14 protein-coding genes are annotated in these 14462 nt (G+C 69.3%); 13 read left to right on the top strand and 1 reads right to left on the bottom strand.

Translation table 11 applies throughout. From position 1 onward, the window contains the following. Window positions 1–33 precede the first annotated feature (33 nt). The 11 genes from ACQPXB_RS47110 (at window position 34) to ACQPXB_RS47060 (ending at window position 12228) form a co-directional block, all read left to right on the top strand. Entirely contained in the window at window positions 34–1056 is a 1023-nt protein-coding gene (locus ACQPXB_RS47110) for a glycosyltransferase family 2 protein (protein ID WP_432848537.1), read from the top strand. Continuing rightward, window positions 1053–2360 carry a hypothetical protein gene (locus tag ACQPXB_RS47105; RefSeq protein ID WP_432848535.1) on the top strand — a complete coding sequence of 436 codons (1308 nt, stop codon included), beginning with the start codon at window positions 1053–1055 and terminating at the stop codon, window positions 2358–2360. The genes ACQPXB_RS47110 and ACQPXB_RS47105 overlap by 4 nt, the downstream gene beginning before the upstream one ends. A 73-nt stretch (window positions 2361–2433) precedes the next feature. Next, window positions 2434–4398 (top strand): DUF6541 family protein, encoded by a 1965-nt coding sequence (locus ACQPXB_RS47100; protein ID WP_432848533.1) that lies wholly within the window; start codon window positions 2434–2436, stop codon window positions 4396–4398. A gap of 60 nt (window positions 4399–4458) precedes the next feature. Further along, window positions 4459–5163 (top strand): glycosyltransferase family 2 protein, encoded by a 705-nt coding sequence (locus tag ACQPXB_RS47095; protein WP_386944858.1) that lies wholly within the window; start codon window positions 4459–4461, stop codon window positions 5161–5163. 9 nt (window positions 5164–5172) lie between these two features. Continuing rightward, window positions 5173–5610, top strand: a complete 438-nt coding sequence (locus tag ACQPXB_RS47090) for a DUF2304 domain-containing protein (protein WP_366584046.1) — start codon at window positions 5173–5175, stop codon at window positions 5608–5610. Between the two features lie 44 nt (window positions 5611–5654). After that, window positions 5655–6134: a uridine kinase family protein gene (locus ACQPXB_RS47085; protein WP_432848531.1), complete on the top strand. Its 480-nt coding sequence runs from the start codon at window positions 5655–5657 to the stop codon at window positions 6132–6134. A 281-nt stretch (window positions 6135–6415) separates the two neighbouring features. Further along, window positions 6416–8086 carry an ABC transporter substrate-binding protein gene (locus ACQPXB_RS47080; protein ID WP_366584044.1) on the top strand — a complete coding sequence of 557 codons (1671 nt, stop codon included), beginning with the start codon at window positions 6416–6418 and terminating at the stop codon, window positions 8084–8086. A gap of 91 nt (window positions 8087–8177) precedes the next feature. Then, window positions 8178–9179: an ABC transporter permease gene (locus ACQPXB_RS47075; RefSeq protein WP_366584043.1), complete on the top strand. Its 1002-nt coding sequence runs from the start codon at window positions 8178–8180 to the stop codon at window positions 9177–9179. Continuing rightward, window positions 9176–10111: an ABC transporter permease gene (locus ACQPXB_RS47070; RefSeq protein WP_366584042.1), complete on the top strand. Its 936-nt coding sequence runs from the start codon at window positions 9176–9178 to the stop codon at window positions 10109–10111. Before ACQPXB_RS47075 ends, ACQPXB_RS47070 begins: the two co-directional genes overlap by 4 nt. A 3-nt stretch (window positions 10112–10114) precedes the next feature. Next, on the top strand, window positions 10115–11110 hold the full coding sequence (locus ACQPXB_RS47065) for an ABC transporter ATP-binding protein (protein WP_432848528.1): 996 nt from the start codon (window positions 10115–10117) through the stop codon (window positions 11108–11110). Continuing rightward, on the top strand, window positions 11107–12228 hold the full coding sequence (locus tag ACQPXB_RS47060; RefSeq protein ID WP_366584040.1) for an ABC transporter ATP-binding protein: 1122 nt from the start codon (window positions 11107–11109) through the stop codon (window positions 12226–12228). Before ACQPXB_RS47065 ends, ACQPXB_RS47060 begins: the two co-directional genes overlap by 4 nt. 51 nt (window positions 12229–12279) lie before the next feature. Here ACQPXB_RS47060 and ACQPXB_RS47055 read toward each other — a convergent pair whose 3' ends face one another. After that, window positions 12280–12702, bottom strand: a complete 423-nt coding sequence (locus ACQPXB_RS47055) for a YybH family protein (RefSeq protein WP_432848526.1) — start codon at window positions 12700–12702, stop codon at window positions 12280–12282. A gap of 98 nt (window positions 12703–12800) precedes the next feature. Between ACQPXB_RS47055 and ACQPXB_RS47050 the strand changes: the two genes are divergently transcribed. Both ACQPXB_RS47050 and ACQPXB_RS47045 read left to right on the top strand, forming a co-directional pair. Beyond that, entirely contained in the window at window positions 12801–13190 is a 390-nt protein-coding gene (locus ACQPXB_RS47050; protein ID WP_432848524.1) for a YciI family protein, read from the top strand. Then, complete coding sequence (locus ACQPXB_RS47045; RefSeq protein WP_386944614.1) at window positions 13187–14383, top strand: RNA polymerase sigma factor; 1197 nt, start codon at window positions 13187–13189, stop codon at window positions 14381–14383. Before ACQPXB_RS47050 ends, ACQPXB_RS47045 begins: the two co-directional genes overlap by 4 nt. The last annotated feature ends 79 nt before the right edge of the window (window positions 14384–14462 follow it).

The raw sequence follows: 14462 nt of genomic DNA, 5'->3' as shown, positions 1-14462 counted from the left end.
GTCCGGCCCCGGGGCACAGGGTAGCCTCGCCCCGTGAGTGCGAACCCGCTCCTCCCCTCGCTCAGCGTCGTGATTCCGGTCTACAACGAGCAGGACTGGATCGAACGCAGCGTCGGCGCACTGGTCGCGGCCGCGGAGGCCGCGGGCTGGCCGGCGGAGATCGTCGTGGTCGACGACGGCAGCACCGACGGAACGCCCGAGAAGCTGGCCGCACTCCAGCGGCGCCACGGCATCACCGTGCTGGCCCAGCCCAACAGCGGGCGCTTCGAGGCCCGTCGCGCGGGGCTCGCCAAGGCCTCCGGGCAGCAGGTCGTGCTGGTCGACAGCCGGGTGATCGTCGACGAGACCGCACTCGTGTTCCTGCGCGACCAGCTCGTGGCGCATCCCGAGCGCACGGTGTGGAACGGCCATATCAACGTCGACTCCGAGCGCAATCCCTACGCCGGCTTCCTCGCCGGCATGGTGAAGATTCCGTGGCGGCGCTACTGCGCGAATCCGCGACTGATGTCGTTCGGGATCGACGAATTCGACGTGTTCCCCAAGGGCACGGGATTCTTTTCCGCGCCGCGCGAAGTTCTGGAGAACGCGAGCGCCGCATTCGAATCGTTGTTCGACGATTCCCGCTTCGCGAGCGACGACACCGGCGTGCTGCGCTGGATCGCCGAGCGCCACCGCATCTTCCTCGCGCCGGACTTCTCCGCGACCTACCACGGGCGCGACTCCTTCAAGAAGTTCACGGCGCAGTCGTACTTCCGCGGCACCACGTTCGTGGACTCCTACCTCGCCTCGCCCGGCCCCGCGCGCAACGGCCTCTTCGCCGCTTTCGCCGTCGGCCTCGTCGGTGTCGGGTTGGCCGCGCGCCGCCCGAAGACGGCCGTGGCGCTCGCCGCCGCCGGTTCGGTTGCCGCGGGCGCCGCCGTGACGCGCTTCGGCGCCACGAAGTCCGAAGCACGCGCAGTCGCCCTGCTCGCACCGGTGTTCGGCGCCGGGTTCGGTGCCGGCGCCATCCGTGGTCTGGTCATGGCCCTGCGCTCCCGCCGCCGGTCCGCCCGATGAGCACACCGAGCACACCGGTGACCGACGAGGGACAGCGCGAGCTGGCCAAGGAAACCGGCAAGTCGGCGGGCAAGATCGGCGTCTCCCTGCTGGTCGCCATCGCCCTGGGCTACGTCTTCTCCTTCCTCACCCCGCGCCTGCTGGGTCCGGTCGACAACGCGGTGTTCGCCTCGTTCTGGGGCATCCTCATGGGACTCGGCAGCGCGCTTTCACCGCTGGAGCAGGAACTTTCCCGTCAGTCCGCGGTTGCGTCGATGGACGGCGGACGGGTCGGCAAGCCGGCGCTGCGCGCGCTCGCCGTCGGCGCCGCGGCGATCGCGGTGGTGGCCGCGGTGACGATCGCCGTTCCGGTGCTCAACCAGCGGCTGTACTCCGGGCACCTCGAGCTCGGGGTGATCGCGCTGTGCGGCGGCATCGCCTTCGCCTGCCAGTTCGCCATGCGCGGCCTGCTGGTCGGGCACAACCGCATCCGGCCCTATTCCTGGCTGGTCGTCGCCGAAGCGGCCGTGCGCGCGGTGCTGCTGGGTCTCGTCGTCATCGCGGGGCTTACCGGTGTGGTGTCGTTCGCGATCGCGGCGGCGGTCGGGTCGTTCGCCTGGCTGCTGTTCGTGCGTTCGGCGCGCGGGATGATCGACACCAGTGTGGAAGGCGACGGCTGGCGGCCGATCACCTCTCGCATCCTCTTGCTGCTGCTCAGCGCGGGTCTCACGGCCAGCGTGATCACGGGTTACCCGGCGCTGGTCAACGTGCTCGCGCCCGGCGGCGACGCCACCCGGGTGGGCGTGCTGTTCGCAACGCTGCAGGTTTCGCGGGTCCCGCTGCTGCTGCTCTCGCCGTTGCAGGCGCTCGCGGTGCCGACGGTCGTGCGGCTCTCCGGCTCTGCCGACGGCATGCACCGCCTGCGGCGGCTGCTGGTGCTGGGCACGCTCGGCACGCTCGTGCTCGGCGTCGTCGGCGCCCTGGTCGGCCTGGTGATCGGGCCCTGGGTGGTGCAGCTGCTCTTCGGCTCGAACTACGCGCTGGCCCAGGGCTGGTGGGTCGCCGGCATGGTGTGGGGTGCCGTGCTGCTCACCGCAATGCAGTTGATGACCGCGGTCCTCGTCGCCAGGACGCAGGCGAACAAGGTGCTCGTCACCTGGGCCGTGGTCGCCGTTTCGACGGCGTTGGTGCTGTTGTTGCTGCCGGGTGACACGATCCTGCGGGCCGTGGTCGGGCTGGCCGTCGGGCCGACCGTGGGTCTCGTGGTCGCGGCGGCGTTCGTTTTGCGACGGCCGGGCAACGTGCAGGGCACCCCGGGCGTCTGAGTACTGTGCAGGCGAGCTCAGGCCGGCGACGAAGTCGGTGTGAAGAGCCGGTAAGGGTTGGACAGCGAATCCGATGAACGTAGTACTGATCTTGCTCGCCTTCTGGGTGCCTGGGCTGGTGTTCGGCACCGCCATCGGGCTGCGCGGGTGGACGCTCGCCGCGGCGGGGCCGCTGCTGACGTTCGGCATCGTCGCGCTCGGTGTCCCGGTGCTGGGTGACCTCGGCATCCGCTGGAACCTGCTCGACGTGGCACTGTGGACGGTGGTGCTGGCCCTCGTCGGCTTCGCGATCGGCTTCGGCGTCCGCCGCTTCGCCGCGCGCCGCCACCCGGAGCGCGAGCCCGAGGAGAAGCCGGCGCGCTCGGTGCGCGACCACGTGCTGATCGGCCTGGGCGTGGTCGTCGGCATGGCCGTGGGCACGGTCACGTTCTTCCGCGGGACCAACGGCATCGACCGCGTGCAGCAGGGCTGGGACGCGCCGTTCCACGCGAACCTGGTGCGCTGGATCGCCGAGCACGGCGACGCGCGGCCGTCCACTGTGGGCACGATCGCGAACCTGCCCAACCAGACCGACTACTTCTACCCCGACACCTACCACGCGCTGCTCGCCCTCGTGTTCGACAAGGCCGGGCTCACGATGATGCCCACGCTGAACCTCGCGGTGCTCGCCGTGATCCTCAGCGTGCCGCTCGGCGTCGCCGCGATGTGCCGGGCCTGGAACATGCCGCCGCTGGGCATCGCGGCCGCCGCGGCCGTGACGACGTGGTTCACCGCTTTCCCGTACGACTCGCTGTGGCGTGGTCCGTTGTGGCCGTACGTGGCGGGCGTCGCGATGATCCCCGCGATGCTGGCCATCGCCAAGCTGCTGCTCAAGCCGATGGGCATCGCCGGTCCCGTGGCGATCGGTGTCGGTGTGGCCGGGCTCACGGGCCTGCACACGAGCATCGTGTTCGTGATCGCCGTCTACTTCATCCTCATCCTGCTCGCGGTGCTGTTCCGCTGGGAGAAGATCGACTGGCGCCGCTCCGGCCCGTCGCTCATCGCGACCGTGGTGCTCGCCGCCGTGCTGGGCGTGCCGCTCGTGCTGCCGTCGCTCTACAACGTCGGCGGCGTGACCAGCGCCACGTGGTCTTCGGAAGCCACGGTCAGCGGCGGCCTGGGCGAGACCATCACGTTCTCCCCGATGGCCGACTTCCCGCAGTGGTGGATCGGCATCCCGGCCCTCATCGGCATCTTCCTGATGGTGCGCCACCGCCGCATGATGTGGATGGTCGGCGCGTACATCGTGTTCGGTGGCCTGTTCGCGGCCACCGTCTCGCTCGAGACGCCGCTGATCCACACGATCACCGGCATCTTCTACAACGACCACTGGCGCATCGCGGCCCTCGTGCCGCTGGCGGGCAGCGTCGCGTTCGGCGAGTTCACCCACACGGTTTCGGGCTGGTTCGCGCGCAAGGTCGGCTCGCGCGTGAAGCTGCAGCCCGCCACGCTCGGCCTGATCGGGGCGGTCCTGATCGCCATCGTCGTGGGCGGGCTGAGCCGCGGTGGCTACATCGGACGCAACACCGCGCGCCTCGAGATCAACTACGGCGACGGCCCCACCGTCTCGAAGGCCGAGGAAGCCGCCTACCAGTGGCTGGGCCAGCACACCGCGCCCGGCGAGCGCGTGATGAACGACAAGGCCGACGGTTCCGTGTGGATGTACGCCCTGGCCGGGGTCACCCCGGTGGAGTGGACCTTCTACGGCGCCGACCCGGACACCGAGGCCGGCTACCTGTCCGTGTGGCTGGACGACATCGAGCAGTACCCGCAGGTGCGCAAGGACCTCACCGACCTGCACGTGCGCTACGTCATCGTGGGCAAGGGCAAGGCGACGCCCACGGCCGAGCAGTCCGTCGGAGTCGCGGACATCGTCGCTGGTCCGGACTTCCACGAGGTCTTCCACAACGACGGGGCCACGATCTACCAGATCGAAGGCCAGCAGGGCGTCGTCGCGGCGGGTGCCTCTCCCGGGTCCGCCGCTCCTCACGGTCAGTGAGAAGTTAGAGTGATCTCCGTGTCCACCACCTCCGTGAGCACCCGACGCGTTCTGATCGTGATGCCCGCCCTCAACGAGCAGGCCAGCGTCGGCTCCGTCATCAGCCAGGTCAAGACCTCCCTGCCGGGGATGGACATCCTCGTCGTCGACGACGGTTCGGTGGACGCCACGGCGCAGCTCGCGCGGGCCGCGGGTGCCGAAGTCGCCCGGCTCGCCGTGAATCTCGGCGTCGGCGGCGCGATGCGCACCGGCTTCCGGTACGCCGCCGCTCGCGGCTACGACGTCGTGGTGCAGGTGGACGCCGACGGTCAGCACGACCCCGAAGAGGTCGGCGCGCTCCTCGCGGCCCTCGACGAAGGTGCCGACATCGCGATCGGCTCCCGCTTCGCCGGCAAGGGCGCCTACCGCGCCGTCGGCCCGCGCAAGTACGCGATGGTGGCTCTCTCACTCGTCTTCTCGCGCCTGGCGAGGCGGAAGATCACCGACGTCACGTCGGGCTTCAAAGCCATGGGACCGCGGGCGATCCGCATGTTCGCGAACTACTACCCGGCCGAGTACCTCGGCGACACCGTGGAATCGCTCGTGATGGCGATCCGGGGCAAGCTCACGATCGCCGAGGTGCCGGTCGTGATGCGCGAGCGTGTCGCCGGCACGCCCAGCCACTCGCCGGTGAAATCGGCTGTGTACCTCTCCCGCGCCGGGCTCGCGCTGCTGCTGGCGCTCGTCCGCCGCCGTCCGTCCGTCGACTCGTCCGACGCAGCGTAAGGGGAATTCATGGCCGGCTGGCGCGTACTGAGCATCGTGGTCGCGTGCCTGGTGCTGTTCGTCGTCCTCGAGATGATGCGGCGCAGGAAGCTTCGGGAGAAGTACGCGGGCGTGTGGCTCGTGGTCGCCGTGGGTGTCGTGGTGCTCGCGGTGATCCCGCAGGCCGCGGAGTTCCTGGCGAAGATCACCGGGGTCCAGACCCCGTCGAACTTCGTGTTCCTCCTGGCCGGCGTCGTCCTCGCACTCGTCGCGCTGCATCTGTCCACCGAGGTCGGGCACCTGGAGGAAGAGGTCCGGACCTCTGTCGAGGAGACGGCGCTGCTGCGCTGCGAGCTCGAGGACGCCAAGCGGGAGCTGCAGGCCCGCATCGAGGCGCTGGAGGCCAAGACGGCCACGCCCGACGACGTGAAGGGCCTGCCCGAAGTGAGTCCCGCACGCGTTCGCTGATCTCCGCACTGCTCGCCGCCCCGCCTCGGCTGGGCGGCGTTCGTGTGCTCGCGGTCGATGGGCCCAGCGGGGCCGGCAAGTCGACGCTCGCCGAGGCCGTGGTGGCCGAGCTGGGAGCACGGGCCGCATTGGTCAGTACCGATGCGTTCGCGACCTGGGACAACCCCGTGGCGTGGTGGCCGCAGCTCGAGCGTGGCGTGCTGGAACCGCTTTCAGCCGGGCGCGCCGGCGAGTACCGGCGGGTGGACTGGACCTCTGGGGAACCACGACCGGGTGAGCTCGTGACCGTTGAGGTGCCTGGGGTTCTGGTGCTGGAGGGCGTGTCGAGCGGCCGCCGTTCGATGCGGTCGCGGTTGTCGCACCTGTGCTGGATCCAGGGCGGCACGCAGGCCGAACGGCTGGAGCGCGCCGTGGCCCGGGACGGTGAGGCTTCGCGCGCGGATCTGCGTCGCTGGCAGTTGTTCGAACAAGGTTGGTTCGCCGTCGACGGCACACCCGAATCGGCACAAACCAGACTGCCTTGATCGTCACCCCGCGTCCGAAACGACCCGAAAACCTGCTTCGGTACTAGGCCATTAGAGTGGCCCTAGCGCCACTCTCCGTACCAATGCGACAAAATTCGTCACGTTGCGTACACAATTCTCGACACATTGCGGTGACTTTGGCCCTTACGTAGCGCGATCGTAACCTCACGTGCTTAAGTGCAAGCCGAGTTCCCGCTAGTGTCGGCGAGCACACCGACCGTCCGAGAGTTCCTGACCGACCGGACGGTTCTTGACACCGAACATCTCCCAAGGGGTGCCAGATGCAGCAATTGCGCCTGACCCGAACACGTCGAGCGGCCCTGATCGGGCTTGCCGGGGTGCTCGCGGTCTCGCTCACCGCGTGCGCCGAGTCGAAGCGCGACGAGGCCGGAGGCGGTGGCACCGGAGGCACGATGGTCTTCGGCGACACCGGCAACCCGAAGATGTTCGACCCGGTGTTCAACGACGACGGCGAGACCTTCCGGATCACGCGGCAGATGCTCGACACGCTGATCCAGAACAAGCAGGGCACCGCGGAGCTGGAGCCCTCGCTCGCCACGAAGTGGGAGTCGAGCAACGACGGCAAGACCTGGACCTTCACCCTCAAGCAGGGCGTGAAGTTCAGTGACGGCACGGACTTCAACGCCGACGCGGTCTGCTACAACTTCAACCGCTGGTACAACATGAAGGGCGCCGCGGCCCAGAGCCAGATGATCTACTACGGCGACGTCTTCGAGGGCTTCGCCCACAACGAGGGCGACGCCGCCGGCGACCCCGTCTTCAAGAGCTGCGAGGCGAAGGACCCGTCGACCGCGGTCATCAACCTGAACAAGGCCAAGGGCGCGTTCCCCGCCGCCTTCACGCTGCCGTCGTTCGCGATGCAGAGCCCGACCGCGATGAAGCAGCACGACGCGGACAAGGTCACGCAGTCCGGTGACTCCTTCACCTACAGCGACTACGCGTACAAGTTCGTGACCGGCACCGGCCCGTTCAAGTTCGACAGCTGGGACCAGGGCAAGGGCGAGATCACGCTGGTGCGCAACGACTCCAGCTACGCGCCGGCGAAGCTCGACAAGCTCGTCTTCAAGGTCATCCCCGACGAGAACGCCCGCAAGCAGGCCCTGAAGGCCGGCGACATCCAGGGTTACGACTTCCCGGCGCCGGCTGACTACGGGCTGCTGCGCAACGAGGGTGAGCAGGTCCTCATCCGCCCCTCGTTCAACGTCCTGTACCTGGGCATCAACCAGTCGGGCAACCCGAAGCTCAAGGACGTGCGCGTCCGCCAGGCCCTGGCCTACGGCATCAACCGCGAGCAGTTCGTGAAGTCGAAGCTGGCCGAGGGTTCCGAGGTCGCCACCGAGTTCGTGCCGAAGGCCATCTCGGGTTACACCGACGACGTCACCAAGTACCCGTACGACCCGGCGAAGGCCAAGCAGCTGCTCGCCGAGGCCGGCGCCAGCAACCTGACGCTGAAGTTCTACTACCCGACCGAGGTCACCCGGCCCTACATGCCGAACCCGGCCGACACGTTCACCTCGATCTCCGAGGACCTGAAGAACATCGGCATCACCATCCAGCCCGTGGCCGAGCCGTGGAACGGCGGTTACAAGGACGACGTGCAGAAGTTCGGCAAGCAGGACCTGCACCTGCTCGGCTGGACCGGTGACTACAACGACGCCGGCAACTTCGTCGGCACGTTCTTCGGCCGCGAGAAGAAGGAGTTCGGGTTCAACAACCCCGAGCTGTTCAACGCGCTCGCCGCGGCGGACGCCTCGCCGGCCGGCGACGCGCACGCCCAGGCCTACCAGGGCGTGAACAAGCAGATCATGGACTACCTGCCCGCGATCCCGATCGCCTACCCGACGCCGGCGATCGTGGTCGGACCGAAGATCAAGGGTGTGGTGGCGAGCCCGCTCACCGACGAACGCTTCAACAACGTCACGATCGGCTGACGTGCTCCGCTGAGCAGCCGGGCTGGGGGGCAGGCGCTACCGCGCCTGCCCCCTTTGCCCACGTTCCCGGGCTGTACACAAAGGACTACAAGTGCTCCGTTTCCTAGTGCGTCGGGTGCTACAAGCGATTCCGACGCTCCTCATCCTGTCCATCCTGGTCTTCGCCTGGTTGCGCTCCCTGCCCGGCGGCCCCGCGGCCGCGCTCCTGGGTGACAAGGCGACGCCGGAGAAGATCGCCAGCCTCAACCACGTGCTCGGTCTGGACCAGCCGATCATCCTGCAGTACTTCAAGTTCCTCGGCCGCGCCGTCACCGGCGACTTCGGCAACTCGCTCGTTTCGGCCCAGCCGGTGATGGGCGAGATCGGCACGTTCCTCCCCGCCACCATCGAACTCGGGCTTTCCGCGATGCTCATCGCGATCGTCCTCGGGGTGCCCTTCGGTTACCTGGCCGCGCGCTACCGCGGCGGTATCCCGGACAACATCATCATCGTGCTGACGCTGGTCGGCGTCGCGGTGCCGGTGTTCTTCCTCGGCTACACGATGCAGGACCTGCTGGCCGCTCCGCTCGGCCTGCCGTCGCAGGGCCGCCAGGCCCCGGGCATCGACGCCACGAGCATCACCAACTTCGCCATCCTCGACGGCATCATGACGAGCGAGTGGGACGCCGTCTGGGACGCGATCAAGCACCTGATCCTGCCGGCGTTCGCGCTGGCGACCATCCCGCTCGCGGTGATCACCCGCATCACCCGCGCGTCGGTGCTCGACGTGTTCAACGAAGACTTCCTCCGCACGGCCAACTCCAAGGGCCTGACGCAGTCGGTGATCCGGCGCCGGCACGTGCTGCGCAACGCGTTGCTGCCGGTGGTCACCACCATTGGCCTGCAGACCGGCGCGCTGCTCGGCGGCGCGGTGCTGACCGAGCGGGTCTTCAACTTCCGCGGCCTCGGCTTCCTGCTGGCCGAAGGCATCGAACGGCGTGACTACCCCCGCCTGCAGGCTCTGCTGCTGTTCGGGGCTCTGGTGTACGTGCTGGTGAACATGCTGGTCGACATCTCGTACGGGATCATCGACCCGAGGGTGCGTGTGCGATGAACACTCTGCTTGCCAAGAAGAAAGAACCGATCGACAAGCTCGCCGCCGCGTCGGCGGGCGGGCGCAGCCTCGGGGCCGAAGCGTTCCGGCGCATGCTCCGCAGCCCGGTCGCCATCACGGGTGGCGTGATCACGCTGCTGTTCCTGCTGCTGGCCATCTTCGCGCCGCTGATCGCGCCGAAGGACCCGCAGATCCGCTACCTGCAGGACCAGGTCGAACTCGGCAAGGGCATCATCCCCGGCCCGAGCCCGGGCTTCCCGCTCGGCGTCGACGACTTCGGGCGCGACTTCCTGTCGCGGCTCATCGTCGGTGCCCAGCAGACGCTGCTGGTCGGCGTGCTCGCGACCGTGATCGGGGTGCTGATCGGGGTCATCATCGGCGGCCTCGCCGGTGCGTTCGGCGGCTGGGTCGACACCGTCCTCATGCGACTGGTCGACGTGCTGCTGTCGTTCCCCTCGCTGCTGCTGGCGATCTCGATCGCGGCGCTGTTCGCGAAGCCGAGCCAGTGGACGGTGATCCTGGCCGTGTCGATCATCGGCGTGCCGATCTTCGCGCGGCTGCTGCGCGGTTCCATGCTGGCGCAACGGGAAGCCGACCACGTGCTGGCCGCGACGTCGCTCGGCGTCAAACGCGGCACGATCGTCTTTCGCCACATGCTGCCCAACTCGCTGGGCCCCGTGATCGTGCAGGCCACGCTCACGCTCGCCACCGCGATCCTGGAGGCCGCGGCGCTGTCGTTCCTCGGCCTGGGCGACCCGGACCCGACGCGTGCGGAGTGGGGGCTGATGCTGGGCAACGCCTCGCGCCAGTTCCTCGACATCCGCCCGGAGCTCGCGTACTACCCGGCCATCGCGATCATCGTGGTGGCGCTCGGGTTCACGCTGCTCGGCGAGTCCCTGCGTGAAGCCCTCGACCCGAAGAACCGGCGGTAACCCATGGCACTCCTCGAAGTCCGCGACCTCACGGTCGTGTTCCAGCGCCGCGGTGAGAAGCCGTTCACCGCGGTCGACGGCGTCAGCTTCGACGTCGAACCCGGCCAGACGGTGGGGCTCGTGGGCGAGTCCGGCTGCGGCAAGTCCGTGACGTCGCTGGCGATCATGCGGCTGCTGGCCAAGCGCGGCAACAAGGTCAGCGGTTCGGTGTCGTTCGAGGGCACCGACCTGCTGAAGATCTCCGACCGCGATATGCGCGACCGGCGCGGGCGCGATCTGGGCATGGTGTTCCAGGACCCGCTGTCCTCGCTCAACCCCGTGATCCCGATCGGGCTGCAGATCACCGAGGTGCTCGAACGCCACCGCGGGATGTCGCGCAGCAAAGCCAAAGTCGAGGCCGCGGACCTGCTCGACAAGGTCGGCATCCCCGACCCGACGCGGCGGCTTTCCGAGTACCCGCACCAGCTTTCGGGCGGGATGCGCCAGCGCGCGCTCATCGCGATCGCGCTCGCATGCCGGCCGCGGCTGCTCATCGCCGACGAGCCGACGACCGCGCTCGACGTGACCATCCAGGCGCAGATCCTCGCGCTGCTGCGGGAACTGGTGCAGGACACCGGCACCGCGCTGATCATGATCACGCACGACCTCGGTGTCGTGGCCGGTCTGTGCGACGAGGTCAACGTGCTCTACGGCGGCAAGATCGTGGAGCGCGCCGAGCGCCACGCGCTGTTCGCCGAGCCGAGGCACCCGTACACCCACGGGCTGCTGGCCTCGATCCCGCGCCTCGACGTGGGCCGGGGCGAGAAGCTCGTGCCGATCCCCGGCTCCGTGTCCGACAACATCCCGTGGGACGGCGGGTGCGCCTTCGCGCCGCGCTGCCCCAACGCGCTGGACGTCTGCCAGGAGCGTTCGCCGCAGCTCGTGTCCGACCGCAACGGCCTGCTGCGCTGCCACAACCCGGTGAAGCCCGCCGTGGCCACCGCAGGAGGAGCCCGATGACCGAGGTGATCAACGAGCCGCAGGACGAGGTCCTGCTGGAGGTCACCGACCTCAAGGTGCACTTCCCGATCAAGCGCGGTGTCGTGGTCGACCGCACCGTCGGCCACGTGTACGCGGTGGACGGCGTCGACCTGTCGATCCGCCGCGGCGAGACCTACGGCCTGGTCGGCGAGTCCGGCTGCGGCAAGTCCACGCTGGGCCGCGCGATCCTGCGGCTCAACGAGCCGACGGCCGGCAAGGTCGTGTTCGACGGCACCGACGTCGCCCAGCTCAAGGGCGAGAAGCTGCGCAAGGCCCGCCGCCGCATGCAGATGATCTTCCAGGACCCGATGTCCAGTTTGGACCCTCGGCAGCCGGTGGAGTCGATCCTGCTCGAAGGCATGCGCGCGCACGGGCTGGCCAAGGACAAGGCCGCCACGGACCAGCGGCTGCGTGAGCTGCTGGGCGCGGTCGGCCTGCCCGAGACGGCGCTGCGCAAGTACCCGCACGAGTTCTCGGGCGGGCAGCGCCAGCGCATCGGCATCGCGCGGGCGCTGGCCGTGGAGCCGGACCTGATCGTGGCCGACGAGCCGGTGTCCGCGCTCGACGTGTCGGTGCAGGCGCAGGTGGTGAACCTGCTGGAGGACCTGCAGAACGAGCTGGGCCTCACGTACGTGGTGATCGCCCACGACCTCGCCGTCGTCCGGCACATCTCCGACCGCATCGGCGTGATGTACCTGGGCGCGCTGGTGGAGGAGACGACGTCGGCCGAGCTGTACGAGAACCCGCTGCACCCGTACACCCGGGCGCTGCTCTCCGCGATTCCCGTGCCGGACCCGCTCGTGGAGGACACCCGGGAGCAGATCCTGCTCGCGGGCGACCTGCCTTCGCCGGCCAACCCGCCGTCGGGCTGCCGGTTCCACACCCGCTGCCCGTGGCGGCAGGCGAGCCTGTGCGACACCGACCGCCCCGAGCTGCGCGAGATCGGCGCCGGCCACCGCGTCGCCTGCCACTACGCCGAAGACATCCGCGACGGCCGCATCCAGCCGCACGACGTCGAGCCGGAACTGGTGGAGCTCACCGGCGTCCTGAACCCGGACGCGGCGCCGGACATCGGTTCGGTGACGGAGATCTTGTAACCGCTGGGCATGAAGGGCACCTCGATCTCCTCGAGGTGCCCTTCATCGCGTTTACGGCTGCAGGTCGATGGCGGCCCGGAACGAGCCGTCCATGTGGAACGGCGTCGAGCTGTGCTCGTGCACGATCCGCCACGCACCGTCGACGCGGCGGAAGGCCAGCGTCGAGCGGAACCACAGCGTGAACGGTTCGCTCATGCCCACCGGCACGGCCGACATCTTCGCCAGCGCCGTGGTGAAGGCCAGGTCGCCGGACTCGGTCACCTCGACGTCGGTGTACTCGTAGGTCACCGGGCCGTCGAACGTGCCGAACCACTTCGTGAGGAACTCCTCCGACGCGCCGGTGGTGCGCAGGGGCGGCGCGAGGTCGAACTTCACCGCGCCTTCCGTGTAGCCCGCGACCAGGCGCCCGGGGTCCTTGGCGTACATCGCGGCGGTGCGCTCGGCCAGCAGGTCGCGGATCTCGTTTTCGAACATTTTGTGCTCTCCTTGCCTGGTCGGGTTTCACGGGGGACGTCGAAGCCGTCCGTGTGGCTTCGACATCCCGGGTGACGACGATTTCGAGGAGGCACCCGATGAAGTACCTGGTCCTGATCTACGGCAACCCGGCGTCCCGCTCGGCGTGGGCGGGGATGAGCGATGCGCAGAAGGCCGCGGGCCTGCGGGCGTATGTCGACTTCAACGACGGCCTGGACGGCTCCGGCGAGCGCATCGTGTCCGAGCGGCTCGCCGCGCCGGAGCTCACGAAGCAGGTCATCGTGCGGGACGACCAGGTGAGCACCACCGACGGGCCGTTCGCGGAGATCAAGGAGCAGCTCGCGGGCTTCTACCTGCTGGATTGCGACTCCGAGGACCGCGCGCTGGAGATCGCGGCGCGGATCCCGGAGGCGCCATACGCGACGATCGAGGTGCGGCCCGTGATGGGCCTGACCGGCGACGTGGACTTCGACCTGGGCGACCTGTGATCGAGGGCCTCCTGCGCGAGCTGGCGCCGCAGGTCCTCACCGCGCTCGTGCGCCGCTACGGCGGGTTCGACACGTGTGAGGACGCCGTGCAGGAGGCCTTGCTCGCCGCGGCTGTGCAGTGGCCGCGCGACGGCGTGCCGGACAACCCCAAGGCGTGGCTCATCACCACGGCTTCGCGGCGGCGGATCGAGCTGTGGCGCAGCGACTCCGCCCGGCACCGGCGTGAGGAGACCGTGGCCGCGCTGGCGCCACCCGACCCGGACCCGGCGCCGGCCGTGGACGACACGCTCACCTTGCTCCTGCTCTGCTGCCACCCGGCGCTGACGCGGCCCTCGCAGGTCGCGCTGACGTTGCGCGCGGTCGGCGGCCTGACGACGGCCGAGATCGCGCGGGCGTTCCTCGTGCCGGAGCCGACGATCGGCCAGCGCATCAGCCGCGCGAAGCAGAAGGTTAAGGGCACGTCGTTCAGCCTGCCGCCGGAGCACGAACGGCCCGCTCGCGTCGCCGCGGTGCTGCAGGTGCTGTACCTGATCTTCACGGAGGGCCACACGGCCAGCGCCGGCTCGGCCGTCGACCGCGTGGAGCTCACCGCCGAGGCCATCCGGCTCACGCGGCAGCTGCACGCCGAGCTCCCGGACGATGGCGAGGTCACCGGCCTGCTGGCGTTGATGCTGCTCACCGGCGCACGCCGGGCCGCGCGGCTCGGCGAGAACGGCACGATGGTCCCCCTCGCGGAGCAGGACCGGTCGCGGTGGGACGCCGACGCCATCGCCGAGGGCACCGCGCTGATCACCCACGCGCTCGCGACCGCGCCCGTCGGTCCGTACCAGCTGCAGGCCGCGATCGCCGCCGTCCACGACGAGGCGCCTTCGGCCGAGGACACCGACTGGCCGCAGATCCTGCTGCTCTACGACCTGCTGTGCCAGGTCGCGCCCGGACCGATGGTGACGCTCAACCGGCTCGTGGCGCTCGCGATGGTCGAGGGCCCGGCCGTCGCGCTGGCCGAGCTCGACGCGTCGGAGCCGCCGGATCACTACCGCGTCGACGTCGTCCGCGCGCACCTGCTGGAGCTCGCGGGTGATCTCGACGCCGCCCGGGAGTACTACGCCGCGGCGGCACGGCGGACGTTGAGCTTGCCTGAGCGCCGGCACCTCGAAGCGCGCGCTTCGTCCGATATGTACGGAAAACCCTGACTCAAGTCGGACCCCACCCCCGACTGAAGGGTGACGCCCGCGCACGAGGGCCCCGGTAGTCTGCGAAGTGCAGGCACAA

The organism is Amycolatopsis sp. CA-161197 (assembly GCF_050942255.1).
GTDB lineage: Bacteria > Actinomycetota > Actinomycetes > Mycobacteriales > Pseudonocardiaceae > Amycolatopsis.
Note: the sequence above shows the minus strand (reverse complement) of the source record. Positions and strands in the feature narration are given on the sequence as shown.